Genomic DNA, 24351 nt, shown 5'->3' with positions numbered 1-24351 from the left:
AGGACGAATACGAATATGACTTGGAGAAAGAGCTATGAACGCTGGAAACAGACATATTTAGATCCGGAATTGAAAGAGCGCCTCGCTGAATTAGAGGGGAATGAACAGGCGCTTGAAGACTGCTTCTATAAAGAACTTGAATTTGGCACTGGCGGAATGCGCGGAGAAATCGGCGCCGGGACAAATCGAATGAATATTTACACGGTGCGAAAAGCATCAGCCGGGTTTGCGGCATATATCGCGCAGCAAGGTGAGGAAGCGAAAAAACGGGGCGTTGTCATTGCGTATGATTCCCGCCATAAATCGCCGGAGTTCGCGATGGAAGCGGCCAAAACACTTGCGACACAAGGCATTCAAACTTATGTGTTTGATGAGCTTCGGCCGACGCCGGAGCTGTCATTCGCTGTCAGACAGCTGAACGCTTACGGGGGAATTGTGGTGACGGCAAGCCATAACCCGCCTGAATATAACGGCTACAAAGTATACGGAGATGACGGCGGCCAGCTGCCTCCAAAGGAAGCTGACATCGTCATTAATCAGGTAAACGCGATTGAAAATGAGCTGACGATCACAGTCGACGATGAAAAAGCGTTAAAAGAAAAAGGCTTAATCAAGATCATCGGTGAAGACATTGATAAAGTCTATACAGAAAAACTGACGTCTATTTCCGTTCACCCTGAATTGTCGAAAGAAGTAGATGTGAATGTTGTGTTCACGCCGCTGCATGGAACTGCGAATAAGCCGGTTAGACGCGGCCTGGAAGCACTTGGCTACAAAAAAGTAACGGTTGTCAAAGAACAGGAATTGCCAGATCCAGACTTCTCTACCGTTACCTCTCCAAACCCGGAAGAGCATGCGGCATTCGAATATGCCATTAAGCTTGGAGAAGAGCAGAATGCAGATATTCTCATCGCAACAGATCCTGATGCTGACCGCCTCGGCATCGCGGTGAAAAACGATCAAGGCAAATATACAGTGCTGACAGGAAACCAAACCGGTGCGCTCCTGCTTCATTACTTGCTTTCTGAAAAGAAAAAACAAGGCATCCTGCCTGAAAACGGCGTTGTTCTCAAAACAATTGTCACAAGCGAAATCGGGCGTGCGGTCGCTTCTTCATTCGGCCTCGATACGATTGATACGCTGACAGGCTTTAAGTTTATCGGCGAAAAGATTAAGGAATATGAGGCATCAGGCCAATATACTTTCCAATTCGGTTATGAAGAAAGCTACGGTTACTTAATCGGGGATTTTGCCCGCGACAAGGATGCCATTCAGGCGGCACTTTTGGCAGTAGAGGTTTGCGCGTTCTATAAAAAGCAGGAAATATCATTGTACGAAGCGCTCATCAATCTCTTTAAGGAATACGGCTTTTATCGTGAAGGACTGAAATCTTTGACGCTGAAAGGCAAGCAGGGAGCAGAGCAAATTGAAGCAATTCTTGCTTCCTTCAGACAAAATCCGCCGCAAAAAATGGCCGGCAAACAGGTTGTGACAGCTGAAGATTACGCTGTAAGCAAACGGACACTTCTCAAGGAAAACAAAGAAGAAGCAATCGACTTGCCAAAATCAAATGTGCTGAAATACTTCCTTGAAGACGGGTCTTGGTTCTGCCTTCGCCCTTCCGGAACTGAGCCGAAGGTCAAATTCTATTTTGCTGTAAAAGGAACCTCATTAGAAGACAGTGAAAAACGACTTGCTTCGCTTGCTGACGATGTGATGAAGACGGTAGATGACATTGTAGAGGCCACAAGAAATTAATCCGAGGATAAGCTGGATCATTGATCCGGCTTTTTTCTAAAGATAAAAATTGTAACCGCAGATGACCACCATATTGTCAGAAAAGGGCTTCGTTTTTTCTTTGCTATTATGCCCTATGGTATTGACACAGATACAATTAACACAGGAAATCCCGGCGTCTGAACGCCGGGATTTATTTATGTGAGCAGGGCTAATTGATCTTCGTATGTCAGCTCTGTGGCATGATCAATATAACGGAGAAGGGAATACAGCATCTTTTCAAGAACGGTGTAATCCTGTTCAAAATGATACGCATGCAAAAAATGTTCAATTCGCTTTGATAACAAATCATCCTCTGTACGCACCATTAAAATTAACAAATTGTCCCACTGAGAACGATGAGTATAATACAGTGCTTTATCGTAATCGGCATAGTCCATGCGACGCTTCTCCTTTCTTGTGTGAGAAGTTCATGATTAGTTTATGCCGCATTCCATGTTATTGACGGGGCAAAACTTGGCGTCTGCGGCACAACAGCGATAGCAATATGAGGGAGACATAAAATCAAAATTAACTGAATGAAGCGGTCGCTTTTGGAAAACCTATGAGAGAACAGAATCTGTGTACAGGAGACTGAAAATATGAAATCTCTGCCGTATACCATTTCGCTCCTTTTCTGCGGATTGGTCATCGTATCATTGGCTGCAAAAGGGCATTCAGCGGACACAAACGAGTTTGTACAAAAGTGGGAACAGCTCGCCTGGGACACAATTCAAGATGAATATAAAGGCGCTTCATTTTCTGATTACGCTTATATGGGGCGGACCGAGGTAAATGATGAGCAAACGAAAGATGTCTTTCGGGTGACGGTCAAACAGAAAGATGCTACCTTTTCCGTTCGGGCTGAAGTCTATTTTCATCCGGTGACAAAGCATATGATCAGCATCAACATTTTTAGGCTCTAATTAAAAAAACTGCACAGCCGTTAAGGCCATACAGTTTCTGTTTTTAGAAAAATCGTTTTGCACCGAGATAACGCTGTTTCCAGTAAGAGTTGTTCATATTCGAAATAACAACTCCGGAATCATTGGCATTAATAAATTCCCCGTTTCCAAGATAAATTCCGACGTGGGAAGGGCCGTCTTTATATGTTGTAAAGAAAACGAAATCTCCGACAGCAGGCTGGCTGACAGGTTTCATCGTGTTCCAATACCCGGCTGCCGTTAACCTTGATACAGATGTGACTTTATTCAGAGCGTAGTACATAAAACCGCTGCAGTCAAAGCCGTTCGGTGTTGTGCCTCCCCAGCGATACGGAACCCCAAGCTGCTCTTTAGCGGCTGCGATCATTAGGTTGATTTTCGCGCTAACTGAGCTGGATGTGCTTGAAGAATTGGATGAAGTAGAGCCCGAAGAAGCTTTTCCGGTAATGGTCAGCTTTTGGCCAATTTGCAAGACATCCGTTTTTAATTGGTTTTTCTCCCGAATTTGCTGAGCTGTCATATTGTACTTTTGCGCAATTACCCACAAGGAATCGCCGCTTTTCACCGTATATGTAGTCGTCGCCGTGTTGGAGCCTGCATTTGACGAAGACGACGTTGGAGTTGGAGAAATGCCTGAAGCTGCTTTTCCTGTCAGCTTTAATACTTGTCCAACGTACAGCATATCTGATTTTAAATTGTTGCTGTTTCGGATTTGCTGTACGGTCAGGTTATAGTTGTTTGCAATTTTCCAAAGAGAGTCTCCGCTTTTCACCTTGTATGTCGTTGTTGCTGAAGGTTTGTCCGAATGAGATGAAGTGTCTTTGGAAGACGTATTAGAACCAGATGATTTTGTTTTTAACACTTGGTTCACATAAATAGTGTCTGACTTTAAGTTGTTCAAAACCTTCAATTCAGCGACAGACATACTGACCTTGTTAGCAATTTTCCAAAGAGAATCTCCAAGCTGCACCTTATAAGTTCCTGCAGAAGATGAAGAACTTGAGCTCTTATTAGAACTGCTTTTTTTACTGGAACTAGGGCTAGAGCTAGTTTTTGAGGAAACTGTACCAGATACCTTTAATTTCTGCCCTGCACGAATCATGTCGCCGCTTAGTCCGTTTAGTTTTTTAAGTTCCTGAACCGTCATTTTAAACTCAGTTGCGATCAGCCAAAGGGAATCGCCGCTTTTCACTGTGTAAACAGAACTTCCGCTCTTCTTAGATGCTGAGTTTGAAGCAGATGATGTGCCGGAATTGCTGCCCGGAATCGTAAGCGTCTGGCCGACCGATAGAACTGTAGTTGAAAGATGGTTGGCAGATGTGAGAGCCGACACACTTGTGTTATAGTTTTGAGCCAGTCTCCATAAAGTATCGCCGCTTTTTACCTTAATCGTTGCTGCTTCAGCTGGTGTCACTGCTAAAGTTGTACCGACAATCGCAGATGCTGTCAGCCCTGCTGCTAATTTCTTTTTCATCTGAGCTCTCCTTTTCCCCAATGATTTAGAATACGCTGTTTCTATTTTATATCGGCAGGTTTGTCCCATCGTTTTGCTTTTTTTTTGAAAAACAGCTATATTATCCATATTATCGTAACAAAAAGGGGGGAGAAGGCATAGAAAAAGAAGGAATCTTATCTATTCCTTCATTCTTAAAAGCTTCATGATGTCTTCTTTGTTTTTGACAAGGTCGCGCAGTGTGTAATTGTCTAAAACTGCAAGATAGGCCATAAGGGCTTCATTAAGCACATGTTTTAAGCCGCATACCGGAGAAATTACGCAGAGATTTTTGTTCGCATCAAAACATTCCACAATATTAAAATCGTCCTCTGTTTTTCTGACAACCGCACCGATATTGATGTCTTCAGGCGCCATGCCTAAGCGTATACCGCCGCCTCGTCCGCGTATCGTTTCTACGTAGCCGAGCTGGCCGAGCCTGTATATCACTTTCATGAGATGATTTTTTGAAATAGAATACGTTTCGGCAATTTGTTTTATATTTGAAAGTTCTCCAGGACGTTTTGCAGCCAGAAAAATCAAAACTCTTAATGAATAATCCGTATAATTTGTTAACCTCATTATTAAACCTCGTAATAAGACATTTTCTATATCTTATCATAATTTGATTGAAAAATGAAAAAAAAGGAATTTTCCATAAAAAACGTGCGCCCAGAAGGGTGCACGTTTTTTGATTACATATTATTCGGCGGATTTTGGTTTTTGCGGTCCTTATCTATTTCAGTGTTTTGCATTTTGCGTTCAAATGAAGACAGATAACGTGATGCAAAATCCTTTCCGCCAAGGCCAAAGGATAAACCGAAAGCGAGTGCGAAGCCGCTAAGGACAATGATGAACGCGGAGTTAACGATTGTCGCAGCAACACCAAGCTGATCCAAGGCCATAAAGAAAGCAAGTGCGATAATTGTATATTTAGCAATCGCCGCTAAAGACTTGAATTCCCGACCTTTGATAATACTTGAAAGCACCTTTCGCACCAATTCACCCGCGTAAAGGCCAATGCCGAGAATAAATACAGCGACAAGGACATTCGGCAGATACGCGATGATGCCAGTCGCAATTTCTACGAGGAAGTGCAGCTGAACAATTTGCAGCGCCTCGGCTGTAAACAAGAGAATGACAATGATTTTCGCAATCATGCCGACAACTTGAGACAGGGACAGCTTGGCAGGTGTTCCTGTTTCAATGCCCATTTTGCCTAACACAGAATCAAAGCCTGCGCGATGGAGCAGTCCGGACACCATGGTGCTCACCCATTTTCCGACCCATATGCCTGCTAAAACAAGCACGATGGCAATGATGATGTTCGGAAGCATATTTAAAATGGTATTCAGCATAGAGACTGCTGGTTTTGAAATGCCGGCGACATCCAGCTGGTCAAGCGCTGAAATGACGACCGGTATTAAAATCAGCACGTAAGCGATCGTTCCGATAACTGCGGAAAGACTTGTATCCTTTAAGTAAACAGTTAAACCCATACGTGCGGCGAATCTTTCTGTGCCGATGCTTGCAAGGAAATTCGTAATGATATCACGTACAAGACGGGCAACAAGCCAGCCGATTAAAACGATAAGCGCAGCGGCAAATAGTTTCGGCAGAAAAGCGAGTACACTTTCCATCATATTTGTAAACGGACCTGAAATACCGCTGATTCTTAACGAAGATAAGACCCCTGGCAGGAAAACAAGCAGCACGAGATAAAAGACAATTTGGGAAGCAGCATTGACTGCCTGATGAATATCTTTTCCTTCAGACACCAAATTCCACTTGCGCAGCTTGTCGCTTGTGTTCAGCTTCATCCCGAATTTTTTGACTAGGAAACTCAATACAGAAGCTACAGCCCATCCTAACAGCAGTATGAGCCCAGCTTTCAGCACGCTCGGGATCGCCGATGCTATTGCGGAAAGCATGCTGACAAACGGTGATGCCACTGTTGTCAAATGCAAAATGTTAAAGAATAAAATAAAGACGATAATCAAAGCGATAAGATAAACAACCTTGCTGATGACTTTTTCCGAGGAATAGCGTGATGGCTTTTTCCCAGCAAAAATTTTATCGTCAAATTTTGTTTTTTTGAGCCCTTTGTACACTGCTTTTTCAATCATTTTAGCGATAGCCCATCCGATTAATAAGACGAGTAAAGCAATGACTAGGTTTGGTAGTCTACTGAGATAAGAAGAAAACATGTCTGCTACATTCAATTGGTATCGCTCCTTTTTTTCGTAATATGCTCTCTGTTTACCCACTGACACAATCAGCAAACATCTGAATGTGCCGGGTGGTTGAGGATATCATCTTTTGTCAGGCGGGCTCATATATTATAGATAAGTCCAAGTAGGGGGGATTCGGTTGAACGCGGAGGAGAAAAAAGGATTACAGCGGGCAATTGAGGATATTACCGAAATTGCAAAAGGATTCGGCCTTGATTTCTACCCGATGAGATATGAGATCTGCCCGGCTGAAATTGTTTATACATTTGGCGCGTACGGGATGCCGACAAGATTCAGCCACTGGAGCTTCGGCAAGCAGTTTCATAAAATGAAGCTGCATTATGATCTTGGATTAAGCAAAATTTATGAACTGGTTATTAATTCAGACCCATGCTACGCGTTTTTGCTGGACAGCAACTCACTGATCCAAAATAAATTGATTGTCGCCCACGTTCTCGCCCATTGTGATTTCTTTAAAAACAACTGCCGATTCCAAAATACGAAGCGTGATATGGTGGAAAGCATGGCGGCAACCGCCGAGCGAATTAAACATTATGAACAGGTTCACGGAATAAAGGAAGTAGAAGCTTTTTTAGACGCGATCCTTTCGATTCAGGAGCATATTGATCCGTCTTTGGTCCGTCCGAAGCTCCAATGGAGTGTGGATGATGAGGAGGAAGAGGTGGAAGAGGCAGCGACGCCGTACGATGATCTATGGTTTTTGGGTGAAAACAAACAGGAAAAACAAAGGAAAAAAACAAAAAAACACTTCCCGCCGCGTCCGGAAAAAGATATCCTGCTTTTTATCGAAGAGCACTCTCGGGAGCTGGAGCCGTGGCAGCGTGATATTTTAACAATGATGAGAGAAGAGATGCTTTATTTCTGGCCTCAGCTGGAAACAAAGATAATGAATGAAGGCTGGGCTTCCTATTGGCATCAGCGAATTATACGTGAGCTTGATTTAACCTCTGATGAAGCGATAGAGTTTGCCAAGCTGAATGCAGGTGTTGTCCAGCCGTCCAAAACAGGCATCAATCCATATTATTTAGGGCTGAAAATATTTGAAGACATTGAGGAGCGGTACAATAAACCGACGGAAAACATGAAAAAAATGGGTGTGCAGCCTGACTCAGGCCGAGAGAAGATGTTTGAGGTCAGGGAAATTGAATCTGATATTTCGTTCATCCGCAATTATTTAACAAAAGACTTGGTCATGCGTGAGGATCTTTATTTGTTTCAAAAGCAGGGCAGAGATTATAAAATTGTCGATAAAGAATGGAAATCGGTGCGTGAGCAGCTCGTTAGCATGCGCGTCAACGGCGGTTTTCCATATTTGACGGTAAATGACGGCGATTATATGAAAAATAACGAGCTTTATATTAAGCATTGGTTTGAAGGCATTGAGCTGGATTGGAAGTATTTAGAGAAAGTGCTTCCTTATTTATTTCAGCTTTGGGGAAGAAGTGTGCACATTGAGTCTATGCTTGAGGATAAGGAAGTCATATTTTCGTACGACGGAAAAGGTGTTCACCGCCGATATGTATAAAAAAAGAGGATGCAGCGTGATGCATCCTCTTTATTGTCCTGTTTTCAAAACGTTAAATATGATGGTTGCCTGATCAGTATTGTTTATGAGTCCGCGGAATTTCTCTTTTCCGGGCCCGTACGCGTAAAACGGCACTTGTTCGCCGGTATGATCGGTACTCGTCCAGCCGCTGTTAGATCGTATGTTCAAAATCTTGATGATGGCTTTGTAGGCACCTTTGCTTTTATCTGCCTGTGCAGCGGCTTCAATTCTTTTGATTTCTTCTGAGGTGAATGCCAGCTTGGTATATCGAGTGAGTACATCCTTAACTGGTGTGCCTTCATTGATTTTTTCGGCCATAAATTCAGGTGTTTTTCTTGCAGCGAGAATCGGTTCAGCGTGCCAATTCTTTTCGCCGTTTGCTCCAATCGTAAAGCCTCCGGTTGTATGATCAGCAGTTGCGATCACAAGGGTATGCTTATCTTTTTTCGCAAAATCAATCGCAGCTTTATAAGCCTGTTCAAAATCTTTTATTTCGCTCATAGCTCCAACTGTATCATTGTCATGGGCGGCCCAGTCAATTTGGCTGCCCTCTACCATTAAGAAAAATCCTTTTTTATTTTGGCTCAGGCGGTTAATGGCTGAAACTGTCATGTCTTTGAGGGAGGGGGTTTTGCTGTCACGGTCGAGTGCTTTAGCAAGCCCTCTGTCTGCGAAAAGCCCGAGCACCCGCTGATCATTATTTTTCATCAAGGCTTGTTTTGTTGTTACATAGCTGTAGCCGGCTTGTTTGAATTCCTTTGTTATATTTCTGTCCTTGCGGTTGAAAAACGATCTTCCGCCGCCAAGCAAAACGTCTATTTTTTGTTCGCCTTTTATTTTGTCATCCATATAGCTGTTGGCGATTTGGTCCATGTTTTTACGGGATTTATTATGGGCTCCATATGCAGCTGGAGTGGCGTGGTTAATTTCTGACGTTGCGACAAGCCCTGTTGTCTTGCCTTGCTGCTTGGCTTCTTCGAGTACAGATTTTACTTTTTTTCCGTTTTTATCGACGCCAACTGCACTGTTGTATGTCTTAACACCTGTCGCTAATGCTGTTCCGGCAGCTGCTGAATCTGTAATATTATAGTCGGGGTCATCCGGGTGCGTCATCATCATGCCTGTCAGGTTTGGATCAAACTCAGTCAGCTTCGGGTTATTTGGTGTTTCCCCGTTGTTTTTTAAGGAACGGTAAGCGTTTATGTATGGAGTTCCCATACCGTCACCGATCATCACAATCACATTTCTGATCTCAGGTTTATCTTGAGGTTTTGCGCTTGCTGTTTCGGTTTGATGCAGTCCGGTTCCTGCAAAGATTCCAGCTGTAAGGACGGAAACAGCGGCGATTGGCAGAAGCTTAGACTTCATGTTTTGCATGCCTCCTTAATTGTATACTCTTTCTGACGTTAGGATAATGAGGGTAAATGCTGCTTTGATCAGGTAAACATTCAGAAAAGTATTGTACAGAAATGATTACAAGCTGTTTCGTTATCTTGTCTTATTTGATGGAAAGCATTCATTTTATCGGAAAAATCTTTACCTCTTTTCCCATGCATGATATGTTTGTTTAAATAAAAAAACTGCAGGTAACCTCACATTTTCTTGAATGTTCCTTACCACTCCCTCTTCCATAAGTAAGTTGACCCGGAAAAATTCCCTTTATGTTGAAAATTGCCCGTGAAACATGACAAAAGCACTCGTTTTTTGTCACCTTTGAAATGAAAATGAAATATTTAATACCCTTAAAAACTTTTTTTATAAACGAATAATTAAGAAATTTGTCTCATGAAGTCAAGACTATTTCTCTTGGGAATCTATCCTTATAATAGAAAACGATAAGATTAATTTAAAAAAAGAGACATATATAGATAGATAATATTTGGGGAGGAACATATGAAAAAGCAAATCATTACAGCAACTACAGCAGTTGTTTTAGGATCGACATTATTCGCAGGAGCAGCGTCTGCACAAAGCGTTAAGGTGAAAAAAGGCGACACGTTGTGGGAGCTTTCCAGAAAATATGACACTACGATCAATAAGATTAAATCAGAGAACAAACTTCGGTCAGATATCATTTATGCGGGACAGACTCTATCAATTAACGGTAAATCTGCTAGTTCAAAAAGCAGCAGTTCTTCATCTGCATCTACATACAAAGTAAAGAGCGGAGACAGCCTGTGGGAAATTTCAGCAAAGTACGGCATGTCAGTCAGTGAATTGAAAAAAATGAACGGCCTAAAGTCAGACTTGATTCGTATCGGACAAGTCCTGAAACTGAAAGGCTCAACAAGTTCAATCAGCTCTAGCAGCTCAAGCTCATCAAAGGTGTCATCATCTTCAACGTCCAGTTATAAAGTGAAGCGCGGGGACAGTCTGTCTAAAATCGCAAAACAATACGGAACTACAGTTAGCAAATTAAAAAGTTTAAACGGTTTAAAATCAGATGTCATCTATGTCAACCAAGTGCTGAAGGTAAAAGGAACAAGCACAAATTCAAAGCTTGTTTCTTCCAGCTCTTCATCATCTTCAAGCAGCAGAGCATCTTCAACTACATCGCTTAATGTGAGCAAGCTTGCTTCTGATGCAAAAGCGTTAATCGGGACGCCATACAAATGGGGCGGAACGACAACTTCCGGCTTTGACTGCAGTGGATTTATCTGGTACGTACTGAATAAACAAACAAGTGTGGGCAGAACAAGCACCGCGGGATACTGGAGTTCTATGAAGAGCATTTCCAGTCCGTCTGTCGGGGATTTTGTCTTCTTCACAACATATAAATCCGGTCCTTCTCACATGGGAATTTATATCGGAAACAACAGCTTTGTACATGCAGGGTCTGATGGCGTACAAATCAGCAGCCTGAACAACAGCTACTGGAAGCCGCGTTACCTCGGTGCGAAAAGATACTAAATGATAAAGGACCCGTTCATTGGAACGGGTTTTTTTATTTTTAGAGGAGCACATCTATTTTTGTTGTTCCTAAAAATGAAAATGTGAAAGAAAATCCAAAAACTTTTTTTCTTTTTTATTTTCGTAAAGCGCGATTGCATAAGCGCCTGCATAGGGCAGCTGTGCGGATTGATAAGGGATTCTGATCATCTGTTTTTCTGCCAATTCACGCTTTACTGTAGATAAGGGCAGAAATGAAACGCCAAGTCCTTCCTTAATAAACCGTTTCGTTATATGTGTTTGGGTGACTTTCATTGTTCTCACAAATGGAAATGTCACTCTGACTTGACGGAGCAAGTCGTCCCAGTAGTCAGGATGATTGTGGGTCAAAAGCAGGTATTGCTCAAGCACCTCTTTGGCATCAATTTCTTTGTCGTTTATGAAATGCTCATCGGGCGGAGCCACAAGGACAACAGGATCTTTATATAAACAATGGCAGGTTAAAGAGGAGGACTGTATCTTTAAACAGCTCAATCCGATATCTGCTTCCCCCGCTTTAATCAGCGAGGAAATTTCTGCTGATTCGAAAATCGTGACTGCCATTTCTGTTTCTGTATTTATTGCTGTGTACCGCTTCATGACAGATGGGAGCACAGTATCAGCGATAAGCGGAGAAACCGCGAGCTTTAAGGTTTGAGAGTACCCTTGTCTCACTCTGTGAAGCTCTGTCATGCTGTTTTCGTAATCATCAAGAAGCCGGAGCGCATAAGGCAAATAAGCCCTGCCTTCATCAGTCAGCTGGATCTGCCTGCCTTTTCGTTCGAACAGCTTACAGCTGATTTCTTTTTCTAATTGCTTGATATGTACGGTGACAGTCGGCTGGGATAAAAAAAGTGTTTCCGCTGTTTTTCGAAAATTTTCATATTTCGCTGCGGTCACAAAGGTGTGAAGCCATTTGAAGTCCATTTCTATTCTCCCTCTGATTAATAATTTTAATTAATACCCTTAAAAATATTCATTATATTTTAAATATTATATTTACTATAATAACAGAAAAGGATAGGGGGAATACAAATGATACATTACGGATTAAAAGGAATTACATGTGTCGAAACAGCTATCAGCCATATTGATGGCGAAAAAGGGCGTCTGATTTATAGAGGCCATCATGCAAAAGACATCGCCTTAAATCACAGCTTTGAAGAAGCAGCCCATTTGATTTTATTTGGCAAACTGCCGTCATCTGAAGAATTGCAAGCATTTGAAGATAAACTGGCTGCTGAACGTCATCTTCCGGAACATATTGAGCGCTTGATTCAGTCACTTCCAAACAACATGGACGATATGTCGGTGCTGAGAACAGTGGTTTCTGCATTAGGAGAAAATGTATACGCCTTTCATCCAAAAACAGAAGAAGCGATTCGGCTGATTGCGATCACGCCTTCCATCATAGCGTACAGAAAACGATGGACGCGCGGTGAACAAGCCATTGCGCCATCTTCCCAGTACGGACATGTCGAAAACTACTATTATATGCTTACAGGTGAACAGCCTTCAGAGGCAAAAAAGAAAGCGCTTGAAACATATATGATTCTGGCTATGGAGCACGGCATGAATGCATCCACTTTTTCAGCACGTGTCACATTATCTACAGAGAGTGACTTAGTGTCTGCCGTTACTGCTGCTCTCGGCACGATGAAAGGTCCGCTGCATGGAGGGGCTCCTTCTGCGGTAACAAAAATGCTTGAAGACATTGGAGAAAAGGAACAAGCTGAAGCGTATCTGACAGAAAAACTCCAAAAAGGAGAGCGCTTAATGGGATTCGGGCACAGAGTGTACAAAACGAAGGATCCGCGGGCGGAAGCTTTACGGCAGAAAGCAGAAGAGGTGGCCGGAAATGACCCTGATCTTGATCTTGCGCTCCATGTAGAGGCTGAAGCGATCCGTTTGCTGGAAATCTATAAACCTGGACGCAAGCTGTATACAAATGTTGAATTTTATGCGGCTGCTGTCATGAAGGCAATTGATTTTGATGATGAACTGTTTACACCGACTTTTTCAGCAAGCAGAATGGTAGGCTGGTGCGCCCATGTGCTCGAACAGGCAGAAAACAACATGATTTTCCGTCCATCAGCGAAATATAATGGCGTCGTTCCTGAAGAAGTTCTTTCATAACATACTCTTCCGTTTAGGCGCTTCTATGACGTGGTAATGTTCAGTAATAACCATACGTCTAGGAGTGATGAATATGAACCCAATGGACAGACAAACAGAAGGACAGGCACCGCAGCAGCAGGACAGACAGCCGGGCATTGAGTCAGAGATGAACCCGCTGCCTTTGTCAGAGGATGAGGATTATCAAGGAAGCGGCAAGCTGAAAGGAAAAGTCGCGATCATTACCGGGGGCGACAGCGGAATAGGGAAAGCAGCTGCTATTGCGTTTGCTAAAGAAGGCGCCGATATCGCCATTCTTTACTTAGATGAGCATTCGGACGCTGAGGAAACGCGTAAACGGATCGAACAGGAAAATGTCCGCTGCCTGCTGCTACCTGGAGATGTCGGTGACGAGAACCATTGTGAACAAGCTGTACAGCAAACAGTGGACCATTTTGGCAAACTTGATATCTTAGTAAATAATGCTGCTGAACAGCATCCGCAAAACAGCATTCTCGATATTTCAACAGAACAGTTGGAAAAAACATTTCGCACAAACTTTTTTTCCATGTTTCATATGACAAAGAAAGCTTTGCCTCACTTGAAGGAGGGAAGCGCCATTATTAATACAACATCGATTACCGCTTATGAGGGGAATACGACATTAATTGATTACTCCAGTACAAAAGGTGCGATTGTCGCTTTTACACGGTCTATGGCGATGTCGCTTGCAGATAAAGGCATTAGAGTAAATGCAGTGGCACCCGGTCCGATTTGGACACCGCTTATTCCGGCGACATTCCCTGAGGAAAAAGTGAAACAGCACGGTGTGGATACCCCGATGGGAAGACCGGGACAGCCGGTTGAGCATGCAGGTGCTTATGTTCTGCTGGCCTCAGACGAGTCTTCTTATATGACAGGGCAGACCCTTCATGTGAATGGCGGACGTTTTATTTCCACATAATCAACGAAAAACCAGCATAATAGCTGGTTTTTTTGTGCGGAAAAAAATTCGAAAATAAAAAAATGTCGTTTTTTCTAACAATTCTGTTTTCTTTTTTGTGTTTATATATATAATAGGAGTAGGAGAAAGGAATGATGAATGACCAGTGCAAATAGAGCAGAAAAATGATCATTGCCACTAATAAATTCAGAAAATTCAAATAAAATATATTGAAGATGATCTTCTAGGAGTTGAAACGTAATGAAGGGGAGCGTATTTAGGAAGAAAAGTATTCAGGATTTACTTGCTGCGGCGAGCGGTGATAAATCTTTAAAAAGAGAATTAGGGGCATTTGATTTAACATTGCTTGGAATCGGAGCCATCATTGGCACAGGGATTTTTGTATTGACGGGAACAGGGGCGGTTACGGCCGGTCCCGGGCTGACCATTTCATTTGTTGTGGCGGCGCTGGCTTGTTTATTCGCTGCCCTGTCTTATGCGGAATTTGCTTCAAGTGTGCCTGTATCAGGATCTGTGTATACATTCACTTATGCGACATTGGGAGAGCTTATGGCCTTTATTATCGGTTGGGATTTAATTTTAGAGTACATGCTGGCGGTAAGTGCGGTGTCGGTCGGCTGGTCTGGATATTTCCAATCATTTTTATCAGGAATAGGAATTCATCTCCCTGTTGCTTTAACAGCGGCGCCGGGGGCGGTCAAAGGCACTTTTACCATTTTTAATCTGCCTGCATTCGTCATTGTCATGGCGATCACATTTTTGCTTTACTTAGGCATTAAAGAATCTAAAAGAGTCAACAACATCATGGTTATCTTGAAAGTGCTGGTCGTTCTGCTGTTTATCGCGGTTGCAGCTGTTTACGTGAAGCCGCACAATTGGCAGCCGTTTATGCCGATGGGCTTTGGCGGCGTATTCAACGCAGCGGCGCTTGTATTTTTCGCTTTTATTGGATTTGACGCTGTATCCTCTGCTGCGGAAGAGACGAAAAATCCCGCGAAGGATCTGCCTAAAGGCATTATATTCTCTTTATTGGTTTGCACCATTTTATATGTCACCGTATCAGCGATCATGACAGGGGTTATTCCGTTTGCTCAGTTTGCGGGTGTGGATCATCCGGTTTCTCTCGTCCTTCAAAGCGCAGGGCAAAACTGGGTAGCTGGCATCATTGATATTGGCGCCGTGCTGGGAATGACAACCGTTATGCTCGTCATGCTTTACGGCCAGACACGTGTCATGTTTGCCATGTCACGTGACGGACTTGTGCCTGGCTCACTTTCTAAAGTGCATCCAAAGCACAAAACACCTTATGTGGCCACTTGGTTTTTCGGAACGATGTCGGCGCTTCTTGGCTCGCTTGTTCCGCTGGATGAACTTGCAAAACTCGTAAACATCGGGACGCTGTCAGCATTTGTCCTGATTTCTGTGGCAGTTATCGTTTTGAGAAAGAAACAGCCTGATCTTCCGAGAGCTTTTAAATGCCCGGGAGTTCCCGTAATCCCAGGCCTGGCGATTCTGTTCTGCCTGTTCTTGATTTTAAATCTGGGATGGGTGACGATTGTCCGCTTCCTGGTGTGGCTGTTAATCGGCATGGTAATCTATTTCCTGTATTCAAGAAAGCATTCAAAATTAAATCAATAACCTTTCGATAAAGAGAGCGGTGATTCAGGCCGCTCTCTTTTACATTCTTACAAATGAATATATAGAAATGAAGACAAAAATAAGAGATAATATAGGCTGGAAAGGAAGTGACGTTTATTGTCTGAGGAAAAACCAGTCCAATGGGCTTCGAAAATTGGTTTCGTCATGGCCGCCGCCGGCTCGGCTATCGGCTTGGGGGCGATTTGGAAGTTTCCTTATGTAGCGGGGACTAACGGAGGAGGAGCCTTTTTTCTTGTTTTTGTGCTATTTACCATCCTCTTAGGCTATCCGCTTTTAGTGGGGGAATTTATTTTTGGAAGACGGAACCAGACGAACGCCATTGATGCATATAAAAAAGAAGCGCCGCGAACCGCTTGGTTTTTTACAGGTTGGGTTGGCGTAGCAGCATGTTTTTTAGTGCTGTCGTTTTACAGTGTAATCGGAGGATGGATTTTGCTGTATATCGTGAAGACGGCGTCTGGTTCACTGTCCGGGCTTTCTCAAGCACAGTATGGCAGCTTGTTTGCTTCTATTATCCAAAATCCAGTGCAGACGATCGCAGCTCAGTTTATTTTTATGGTGCTGACTGTCTTGGTAGTCGCCAGAGGAGTTCAAAAAGGAATTGAACGGGTCAGCGCGGTGATCATGCCGATATTGTTTATATTGTTTATTCTACTCGTCCTTCGATCTCTTACACTTAATGGTGCGATGGAAGGCGTGACATTTTTGCTTGTGCCTCATTTCGGCGACTTGACATCGGAATCCATATTATTCGCACTGGGACAGGCCTTTTTTACGTTAACACTAGGGGTTTCGGTAATGGTGACCTACAGCTCATACTTGCCGAAAACACAAAATATCCCTCGTTCAGCCGCCTCTATCGTCTTGATGAATATCATTGTGACACTCCTGGCGGGTTTGGCCATTTTTCCAGCGGTTTTCTCATTCGGTTTTCAGCCAAATGAAGGTCCGACACTGTTGTTTACAGTGCTTCCGTCCGTTTTTGAACAGCTTCCGTTCGGCACGCTGTTTTTTATCGGTTTTCTCGTTGCATTTTTATTTGCAGCTTTAACCTCAGCGTTTTCGATGGTTGAAATTATTGTCGCGACGATCGGAAAAGGGGACGAAAAGAAGAGGAAAAAACTGTCATGGACAAGCGGACTTTTGATTTTCTTGGTGGGAATCCCTTGCTGCTTGTCTTATGGCATGTTGAGCGATGTGCAATTCTTTGGTAAAACGTTTTTTGATATTGCCGATTTTACCGTCAGCAATATTTTGATGCCGTTAGGCGCGCTGTTAATTTCTCTTTTTATCCCGCTCAAAATTTCGAAGCGGGAGCTCTGGGCGGAAATGAGGAGCGGATCAAAAGCAAGTAAAGCATTCTTTTACACATGGTTTTATTTGCTTCGTTTTATCGTGCCGTTAGCCATTATTATCGTATTTTTAAATTTAATCGGGATTTTATCATTTTAAAAAACAGGCTCCGGGAATGGAGCCTGTTTTTTATTTAATAAGATGATACGGCGCCCATGCCGTTTTCAATTTTTGGATGCCGAGCCTGATGTCCTCTTCTGACAAACCGCCATAACCGATTAAGACAGAAACAAAAGGCGTTCGTTCTTTATATGAAGAGGAGACGGGATAGATGGTTACACCGTTGTTTGCGGCTGCTTTTATTGCTTCTTCCTCACTTGCTGGAAACAAAAGACGCAGCAGAATGTGAAGCCCCGAGTTTTTACCGAGAACCTCAACGGTGTTTCCTAGTTCAGAGCGGATGGCTTCTAACAGGACAGCGTGTTTTTTTCGGTATAGACCTCTCATTCTATTTATGTGTTTTTGCCACTCTCCGGTTTCGATGAAGTCTGCCAGTGCGAATTGCGAGTGGGCAGAGACGGTTTGCTTCATTAACTCAACGTTGTTTTTGATCGATTTCATGAGTTCAGGGGGCACAATCATGAAGCTAAGCCGCAAGGAAGGCAGAAGCGACTTTGAAAAAGTACCGAGATATATGACTCTGCCATTCGGATCAAAACCCTGTAAAGACGGAATGGGATGGCCACTGTAACGGAATTCCCCGTCATAATCATCCTCTATAATGAATGAATTTGATCTTGCTGCCCATGCAAGCAGCTCCTGTCTGCGGGTTATCGTCATGATGGTCCCAAGCGGAAACTGATGTGAAGGAGTCGTATACATGAAATAAGGATTCCGACGGTAGAGCTCATCCGGCAGGGCGCCTTCTGCATCAGTACAAATCGGAATGACATTCATGCGATTTGCTTCAAACATCCTTCTTGAACGGTGAAAGCCCGGCTCTTCAAAACCGATTTTTGTTCCGGGCTGAAGCGTAAGACAAAGAATTTGCAGAAGCACGGTCGTTCCTGCGCCGATGATGATCTGGCCGGGCTCGCAATTTATTCCCCGAGACAGCCTGACGAATCGGGCAATCGTGTACCTGAGTTCGTATTCTCCTTGAGGATCGCCAGAGGTGTGAAACGAATCGGAATAGCGATCCAGACTTTTTACTATGCTTTTTCTCCATGCGCTAAAGGGAAAGAGGGCCGGATCAACATTGCCTTGATGAAAGTCAATAGCAGGTGCGTTCTTTTTATGTGGGTCAGGCTGTGCAGACTGCTGAAAATGGTCAGGAGCTGACGGAAAGTCTGGCTCTACTTCCGCCGCAAACCAGCCGATTTTCGGCTTGCTTTTGACATAGCCCTCAGCAGTTAATTGCTCGTAAGCTCGTTCTATTGTTGCCGTGCTGACATCGAGCAAGCTGGAGAGCCTGCGTTTTGAAGGAAGTTTTGTTCCCTTTGTAATTCGCGTATGTGAAATCTCTTGTTTGAAAAAGCTATAGAGCTGCTCATACAGCGGTATTTTGCTCTTTTTATCCAGAAACGGCGTGATATCCATCTCGTGTCCCCTTTTTATCTGGCATGGTCATTTTTTCTGATAGTGGCTATTTGGCAAATGCCATTTATTAGCTATGATCATTGTAACGAAAGGAAAGGGGATTGAGAAGATGATTCATATCAAACAATTAACCACAAAAGAAGAATGGGCTGAGTCGTATCCGGTCATGGGTGAATTGAGAACAGAACTAGATATCGAGACGTATCTACAAAGGCTTGAAGCCTGTGTGCAGAAAGAATCGTATATGCTGTTTGCCTTATATGAAGATACAGAGATCAGAGCGCTGTGCGGCGCTCAGCCGAGGGTTTCCATTCATAAAGGAGGGTACTTGTGGGTTGCGGATCTAGTTACAACGGCACCTAGCCGGTCAAAGGGATACGGCAAAATGCTTTTGGATTATGCCGCAGACTGGGCGAGTAAAGCCGGACTTGGTTTTGTCAGTCTTTCATCTGGCCTTCAGCGTAAAGACGCACATCGATTTTATACAGAAAAAATGGGTTTTGCTATAGAAAGCTATTTGTTCCGAAAACCGGTGTAATGAAAAAAGACGCCTCTTCAGGCGCCTTTTTTAAAAGCCAAACTGTAAATTGGTATCCACTGATACAATGGTATACACACAAATAATCACAAAGAGATTCAGGATGACGCCGAGCAGGCCGGGGCCTGTGCGGCCTCTTTTGATGAAGAGTTCAATAATGCCAAACGGAACGGCAGCCATGGCGAATGGAAGCATTTGATAGGAATAAAATGTAACGTCGCTGATAATCGCCAAATTCAGCAAGAGCAGAGACAGAATCGCCGTTCCGACAGAGATCCACCCAAATACATTGTGTTCTTTAAATATTCTTACCAGTTCCATAATTCCACCTCGCCGACGTTCGCTGATTTTACAGATTTGTTTTTCAGCATGCGCTGGATTTCCTTGGTCGGTCCTGTAACGACCGAACCGTATACATTGACACCGTTTTTCTCTACATAATCCAAGCGGTTGTCCACATGCAGGTCCTTTCGTTTTGAAATGACCTGCGCCCATTTTTTATGCTTGGACATGAAGTGGAGGGCATTGATAAACTGATCGCCATTTGACTTGCCTTTTGTATTAAGGGCAGCCAAGAATTTTGAATCTTTCCCAGGATAGCCAAGAGGTTCTGTGTCTGCTGTTTTATTTGTATTTCTCTCTGTTTCGATTGCATTCCACAGAAAGCTCACATCATAGCCTTTGAATTTGTTATACACGTCTTTTGTCGGGTATGCACGGTCATATGAAAGATAGACCTCTGATACCGTTCCTTCAGGCAATGTCTTTAACGTTTTTTCTGCTTTTGAAGTTGTTTGTTCTGACGTATTTGATGGGTGTGTAAAGTAATGACTTGTATTATTCACTTGTAAGTCATAGTAGTTAACAGCCGGCGTCTTCACTTTATCATAAAACATTTCAACCCGTTCATTCCCTACGGCAGCTGTCTTCGCGCCAATCTGTTTTTGCAGCGGGAATTCCGTATTCATTCCAAACAGCTTCACTTGGCTTTTCAGTCCGGATGTATCGACAAGAACATTCGGCATAGTCAGGGCTACAGTGACTGCGGCGGTTTCCATAAGCTCATTGCCGGTGCTGTGTTTTCCTCCCATTCCGTAATAGAGGTAGCTTCCCAGCGTACAAAACGGCAAAATCATAAGTGTCGAAATGACGGCAAGTACAGAAATTCGCAAATAAGACTTGCGTTTGCCGTAGGCTAAAATCGCTTTCTGTTTTTCTGGACTGATGCTGGCATCCAAAGCATTGCCGCCCTCAAGTTCGCTGTCAATCAGTTCCTGATACACTTCTAGCTTCTCAAGTTCTTCCTCAAACGCGGTCATTTCCTGGTCGGTCATTTCCCCATTTTTATATTGGTCAAAACGTTTTTTAAATTCTTCATTCATCATTAACACCTCTATTATAAAGTGCTTTCAGCCGCTGTCTGGCACGAAATAAAACACTTTTAAAATTCGCCTCTGAAATATTCATAATATGGGATGCTTCTTTGTAATTTAACTCTTTTAAATAATATAACGTTAAGGCCTCCCGATAATTATCGGGGAGCTCGGACATATAACCAGTCAGCACTTCCTTTATCTCTACCTGGTGGGCAGGACTCTGAACAGCATTTTGAAAGAGGCTTCCGATTAAGTCATCAGAAATGGTTACTTCTTTCTTATGCTTTCTGACGTAATCAATGAAGGCGTTACGCGCCACTTGAAAAAGCCAGGGCTTTACTTTGCTGTGATCATAGGAGTGAATGTGTATGTATGCCCGCATAAAGGTTTCCTGCAGCAAGTCTTCGGCAAGATGCTTGTCTTTTGTCATGGAGAGCAGGAACCTGTAAACATCATTCATGTACATTTGGTAAATTTCATCGATCGTCACTGCCTTTTCTCCCCTCTATCTTATACACGCATAAGAAAGGTTTAAAGTTGCACATTACGTACAAACGGCTTTTTTACACTTAATCAAACACCATTCCTATATAGTAACCAAAAATGGACTCAAAAGATAGTGCGAAGAAATGTTTAACATTTTTGCCAGCGGGGAAAATATAGTGGAAAAAGTGAAGGAGTGGCACAATGGAATACACCAATATAGCAGACACGGGAATCAAAGCTTCAAGAATCGGTCTCGGCACGTGGGCGATTGGCGGCACCATGTGGGGAGGCACTGACGAAAAAACATCTATCAAAACAATTCACGCCGCTCTAGATCGGGGGATCACACTGATTGACACAGCGCCGGCTTACGGCTTCGGACAGTCTGAGGAAATCGTCGGCAGGGCGATCAAGGAGTATGGCAAAAGAGACGAAGTGATTCTCGCCACGAAAACGGCTCTGGATTGGAAGAATAACCAGCTGTTCCGCCATGCGAACAGAGCGCGAATTATAGAGGAAGTCGAGAATTCTTTGAAACGGCTTCAAACGGATTATATTGATCTTTATCAAGTGCATTGGCCTGATCCATTAGTGCCTATTGAAGAGACAGCGGAAGTCATGAAGGAATTATATGATGCCGGGAAAATCCGAGCAATTGGCGTCAGTAATTTTTCAATTGAGCAAATGGATACATTCCGCGCCGCTGCACCGCTTCATACGGTTCAGCCTCCGTATAATCTATTTGAAAGAGAAATTGAAGAGAATGTCCTGCCGTATGCAAAAGACAACCAGATCACAACATTGTTATACGGCAGTTTATGCAGGGGGCTGTTATCAGGCAAGATGACTGAAGGGCATACATTTGAAGGAGACGATCTGCGAAATCACGATCCTAAATTCCAGAAGCCACGCTTTAAAGAATATCTTTCAGCTGTCAAACAATTGGATAAGCTGGCGAAGACACGGTATGGAAAATCAGTCATTCACTTGGCTGTCAGATGGATATTAGATCAGCCGGGAGCCGATATCGCTCTTTGGGGAGCAAGAAAGCCTGAGCAGGTTGAGGCGGTATCTGAGATTACAGGCTGGACACTGAGTGAGGAAGATCAAAAAGACATCAACACTATATTAGAAAATACGATAACAGATCCGGTTGGGCCAGAGTTTATGGCACCGCCGACCAGGGAGGAAATATAACAAAGCTGAGGGCCAACCCTCAGCTTTTTAGCGTCTTTAACGGAGAAATCTTAAAAATTAGTACCAGGTAATAAAAAATATTGTTATAATAAGTACAGAAAGAATCATTGATTATGACAAAGGAAGTGCGATATGTATAAGTTTTGTGCAAATGCTTTAAAAGTTCTTCTTTCTCTTCGCGGAGGAGTGAAGGTGTATAACAAAGAAAACCTTCCGGCCGATTCAGGTTTTGTCATCGCGTGTACACATTCCGGCTGGGTTGATGTGATCACACTCGGAGTCGGGATTCTTCCTTATCAAATACACTACATGGCGAAAAAAGAGCTTTTTCAAAATAAATGGATCGGTTCATTTCTGCAAAACATTCATGCTTTTCCGGTAGATCGGGAAAATCCTGGGCCAAGCAGTATTAAAACACCGATTAAGCTGCTGAAAGAAGGCGAAATCGTCGGTATCTTCCCAAGCGGAACAAGAACCTCTGAGGACGTGCCTTTGAAAAGGGGTGCGGTGACGATTGCGCAAATGGGGAAAGCACCGCTCGTTCCCGCTGCATATAAAGGGCCTTCAAGCGGAAAAGAATTGTTCAAAAAAGGGAAAATGAAGCTTATTATCGGTGATCCGATTCAGCAGGCTGATTTTGCCCACCTGCCGCCAAAGGAAAGACTTGCAGCTATGACAGAGGTTTTGAATCAGCGAATTAAAGAATTAGAGGATAAACTAGAACAGCTATAAGATGTAGTGGTTTTGAATGTTTTGTTTTCCTCACATTCCATGAAACTGAGAAAAATATATGCAAAAAAAGCACCTTTCACAAGGTGCTTTTTTATTATGCTTCCTGCTGTTCAGCTGTTTCCGCAAGTTCTTCTTCTTGAAGCTTTTTCACTTCGATATAAGCGACATGGTGGCCGTCGATTTCGTTAATGATAAATTCGCAGCCTTCTTCAATGATAGAATCATCTTTTTCAACATCATATTTTTGAGTAAGGAACCAGCCGCCAATTGTATCGACTTCTTCGTTCTCTAAATGAATGCCGAGCAGGTCGTTTACTTGATCAATTAACACTTTTCCGTCAAGAATATAATGGCCTTCGCCGATTTTTCGGATCTCGTTAATTTCATCAATATCAAACTCATCACGGATTTCGCCGACGATTTCTTCAATAATATCTTCAACCGTCACGAGCCCGGCAGTCCCGCCGTATTCGTCAGACAGGATGGCGATGTGAACCCTGTCTTTTTGCATTTTGACAAGCAGGTCTTGAATCGGCGCAGATTCAATGACATGAATGATCGGGTTGATGAATTCAGAAATGGTGGAATCGACGGATACCTCACCGCTCATGCAGGCGGTCAGCACTTCTTTAATATTAATAACCCCGATAATGTTATCTTTATCGCCCTCTTCCACAGGGTAGCGGGTATATTTTTCAGTCTGAATGATCTCCATCATTTCAGAAATCTTAATATCATGCGGAAGGCTGACAATTTCAGTCCGCGGAATCATAATTTCTTTCGCGAGCCTGTCATCAAATTCAAAGATTTTATTTACATATTTAAACTCTGACTGATTAATTTCACCGCTTTTATAGCTTTCAGACAAAATGATTCGCAGCTCTTCTTCAGAGTGAGCCAGTTCATTTTCTGAAACAGTCTCCAAGCCAAATGCTTTAGTCAATAATCGTGCGGAATTGTTCAAAAGCCAAATGAATGGGAACATAATGCGGTAAAACCAAATCAACGGTTTCGCAAACAGCATAGACACTGATTCCGCCTTTTGGATGGCGACTGTCTTAGGGGCAAGTTCCCCGACAACAACGTGCAGGAACGTAATAACCGCATACGCAAAAATAAACGATATCACATGTGAAAGGGAACCCGGAACATTCAGTTTTACGAAAAGCGGGTGAAGCAACCTTTCAATCGTTGATTCACCTAAAACCCCTAATCCGATGGAAGTCAATGTAATTCCGAGCTGACACGCAGACAAATATTCATCAAGATGCGTGGTCACTTTTTTAACACCTATTGCTGCTTTATGTCCTTCCGCGATCAGCTGATCAATCCGTGAGCCTCTGATTCTGATAATGGCAAATTCAGATGCCACGAAAAATGCCGTCAGGGCGATTAAAACAGCAACTAAAATCAAATTCACTATGTCCAATTAGAACCTTCATTCTAGCAATGAG

22 protein-coding genes are annotated in these 24351 nt (G+C 43.2%); 11 read left to right on the top strand and 11 right to left on the bottom strand.

All coding sequences use genetic code 11. The annotated features are described in order from the left end of the window. Positions 1 to 15 precede the first annotated feature (15 nt). Positions 16 to 1758 carry a phospho-sugar mutase gene (locus AAGG74_RS09325; protein WP_429675187.1) on the top strand — a complete coding sequence of 581 codons (1743 nt, stop codon included), beginning with the start codon at positions 16 to 18 and terminating at the stop codon, positions 1756 to 1758. Between the two features lie 176 nt (positions 1759 to 1934). Here the strand turns inward: AAGG74_RS09325 and AAGG74_RS09320 are convergent, their stop codons facing one another. Further along, positions 1935 to 2177, bottom strand: a complete 243-nt coding sequence (locus AAGG74_RS09320) for a YhdB family protein (protein WP_162102127.1) — start codon at positions 2175 to 2177, stop codon at positions 1935 to 1937. 201 nt (positions 2178 to 2378) lie between these two features. Here AAGG74_RS09320 and AAGG74_RS09315 point away from each other — a divergent pair, with 201 nt between their 5' ends. Continuing rightward, positions 2379 to 2702, top strand: a complete 324-nt coding sequence (locus AAGG74_RS09315) for a YqzG/YhdC family protein (protein WP_162102126.1) — start codon at positions 2379 to 2381, stop codon at positions 2700 to 2702. A 43-nt stretch (positions 2703 to 2745) separates the two neighbouring features. Here the strand turns inward: AAGG74_RS09315 and lytF are convergent, their stop codons facing one another. The 3 genes from lytF to AAGG74_RS09300 form a co-directional block, all read right to left on the bottom strand. Next, positions 2746 to 4194: a peptidoglycan endopeptidase LytF gene (lytF, locus tag AAGG74_RS09310; RefSeq protein ID WP_429675186.1), complete on the bottom strand. Its 1449-nt coding sequence runs from the start codon at positions 4192 to 4194 to the stop codon at positions 2746 to 2748. Positions 4195 to 4353: 159 nt separating this feature from the next. After that, on the bottom strand, positions 4354 to 4794 hold the full coding sequence (nsrR, locus tag AAGG74_RS09305; RefSeq protein WP_162102124.1) for a nitric oxide-sensing transcriptional repressor NsrR: 441 nt from the start codon (positions 4792 to 4794) through the stop codon (positions 4354 to 4356). 113 nt (positions 4795 to 4907) lie between these two features. Then, on the bottom strand, positions 4908 to 6434 hold the full coding sequence (locus AAGG74_RS09300) for a mechanosensitive ion channel (RefSeq protein WP_429675185.1): 1527 nt from the start codon (positions 6432 to 6434) through the stop codon (positions 4908 to 4910). A gap of 148 nt (positions 6435 to 6582) precedes the next feature. Between AAGG74_RS09300 and spoVR the strand changes: the two genes are divergently transcribed. Continuing rightward, positions 6583 to 7989: a stage V sporulation protein SpoVR gene (gene spoVR, locus AAGG74_RS09295; protein WP_429675184.1), complete on the top strand. Its 1407-nt coding sequence runs from the start codon at positions 6583 to 6585 to the stop codon at positions 7987 to 7989. A 30-nt stretch (positions 7990 to 8019) separates the two neighbouring features. Here the strand turns inward: spoVR and phoA are convergent, their stop codons facing one another. Further along, entirely contained in the window at positions 8020 to 9387 is a 1368-nt protein-coding gene (gene phoA, locus AAGG74_RS09290; protein WP_162102121.1) for an alkaline phosphatase PhoA, read from the bottom strand. 516 nt (positions 9388 to 9903) lie between these two features. On the opposite strand from phoA, the gene lytE reads away from it, so the two are divergent. Beyond that, positions 9904 to 10920: a peptidoglycan endopeptidase LytE gene (gene lytE / locus AAGG74_RS09285; protein ID WP_225494235.1), complete on the top strand. Its 1017-nt coding sequence runs from the start codon at positions 9904 to 9906 to the stop codon at positions 10918 to 10920. A 69-nt stretch (positions 10921 to 10989) separates the two neighbouring features. On the opposite strand, the gene citR is transcribed toward lytE, so the two are convergent. After that, positions 10990 to 11865, bottom strand: coding sequence for a transcriptional regulator CitR (gene citR, locus AAGG74_RS09280; protein WP_162102119.1), 876 nt, complete (start codon positions 11863 to 11865; stop codon positions 10990 to 10992). A 108-nt stretch (positions 11866 to 11973) separates the two neighbouring features. On the opposite strand from citR, the gene citA reads away from it, so the two are divergent. From citA to AAGG74_RS09260, 4 genes are all read left to right on the top strand, one after another. Next, the gene (gene citA / locus AAGG74_RS09275) at positions 11974 to 13074 is read left to right on the top strand and encodes a citrate synthase CitA (protein WP_162102118.1); all 1101 of its coding nucleotides are present in this window, start codon (positions 11974 to 11976) and stop codon (positions 13072 to 13074) included. A 73-nt stretch (positions 13075 to 13147) separates the two neighbouring features. Beyond that, positions 13148 to 14017: an SDR family oxidoreductase gene (locus AAGG74_RS09270; RefSeq protein ID WP_225494234.1), complete on the top strand. Its 870-nt coding sequence runs from the start codon at positions 13148 to 13150 to the stop codon at positions 14015 to 14017. Positions 14018 to 14257: 240 nt separating this feature from the next. Further along, entirely contained in the window at positions 14258 to 15655 is a 1398-nt protein-coding gene (bcaP, locus tag AAGG74_RS09265) for a branched-chain amino acid transporter BcaP (protein ID WP_162102116.1), read from the top strand. A gap of 117 nt (positions 15656 to 15772) precedes the next feature. Continuing rightward, a complete protein-coding gene (locus AAGG74_RS09260; RefSeq protein WP_429675183.1) occupies positions 15773 to 17128 on the top strand; it encodes a sodium-dependent transporter in 1356 nt (451 codons plus the stop codon). Between the two features lie 30 nt (positions 17129 to 17158). Here AAGG74_RS09260 and pdxR read toward each other — a convergent pair whose 3' ends face one another. Next, positions 17159 to 18568 (bottom strand): MocR-like pyridoxine biosynthesis transcription factor PdxR, encoded by a 1410-nt coding sequence (gene pdxR, locus AAGG74_RS09255; protein ID WP_429675182.1) that lies wholly within the window; start codon positions 18566 to 18568, stop codon positions 17159 to 17161. A gap of 109 nt (positions 18569 to 18677) precedes the next feature. Here pdxR and AAGG74_RS09250 point away from each other — a divergent pair, with 109 nt between their 5' ends. After that, complete coding sequence (locus tag AAGG74_RS09250) at positions 18678 to 19106, top strand: GNAT family N-acetyltransferase (RefSeq protein WP_429675181.1); 429 nt, start codon at positions 18678 to 18680, stop codon at positions 19104 to 19106. Positions 19107 to 19136: 30 nt separating this feature from the next. Here the strand turns inward: AAGG74_RS09250 and AAGG74_RS09245 are convergent, their stop codons facing one another. Genes AAGG74_RS09245 through sigM form a run of 3 tightly spaced genes read right to left on the bottom strand, consistent with a single transcriptional unit; the run spans position 19137 to position 20972 of the window. Further along, entirely contained in the window at positions 19137 to 19427 is a 291-nt protein-coding gene (locus AAGG74_RS09245; RefSeq protein WP_162102112.1) for an anti-sigma factor, read from the bottom strand. After that, the gene (locus AAGG74_RS09240) at positions 19415 to 20491 is read right to left on the bottom strand and encodes an anti-sigma factor (protein WP_429675180.1); all 1077 of its coding nucleotides are present in this window, start codon (positions 20489 to 20491) and stop codon (positions 19415 to 19417) included. Before AAGG74_RS09240 ends, AAGG74_RS09245 begins: the two co-directional genes overlap by 13 nt. After that, entirely contained in the window at positions 20481 to 20972 is a 492-nt protein-coding gene (sigM, locus tag AAGG74_RS09235) for an RNA polymerase sigma factor SigM (protein ID WP_003224177.1), read from the bottom strand. Before sigM ends, AAGG74_RS09240 begins: the two co-directional genes overlap by 11 nt. A 197-nt stretch (positions 20973 to 21169) precedes the next feature. On the opposite strand from sigM, the gene AAGG74_RS09230 reads away from it, so the two are divergent. After that, the gene (locus AAGG74_RS09230; RefSeq protein WP_429675179.1) at positions 21170 to 22165 is read left to right on the top strand and encodes an aldo/keto reductase; all 996 of its coding nucleotides are present in this window, start codon (positions 21170 to 21172) and stop codon (positions 22163 to 22165) included. A gap of 132 nt (positions 22166 to 22297) precedes the next feature. Next, positions 22298 to 22897, top strand: a complete 600-nt coding sequence (locus AAGG74_RS09225; RefSeq protein WP_429675178.1) for a 1-acylglycerol-3-phosphate O-acyltransferase — start codon at positions 22298 to 22300, stop codon at positions 22895 to 22897. 94 nt (positions 22898 to 22991) lie between these two features. Here AAGG74_RS09225 and AAGG74_RS09220 read toward each other — a convergent pair whose 3' ends face one another. Beyond that, a complete protein-coding gene (locus tag AAGG74_RS09220) occupies positions 22992 to 24326 on the bottom strand; it encodes a hemolysin family protein (RefSeq protein ID WP_429675177.1) in 1335 nt (444 codons plus the stop codon). Positions 24327 to 24351 lie beyond the last annotated feature (25 nt).

The organism is Bacillus mexicanus, assembly GCF_050445615.1.
Taxonomy (GTDB): Bacteria; Bacillota; Bacilli; order Bacillales; family Bacillaceae; genus Bacillus; species Bacillus mexicanus.
The sequence above is the reverse complement of the archived record's forward strand: the minus strand, read 5'-3'. Positions and strand labels throughout refer to the sequence as shown.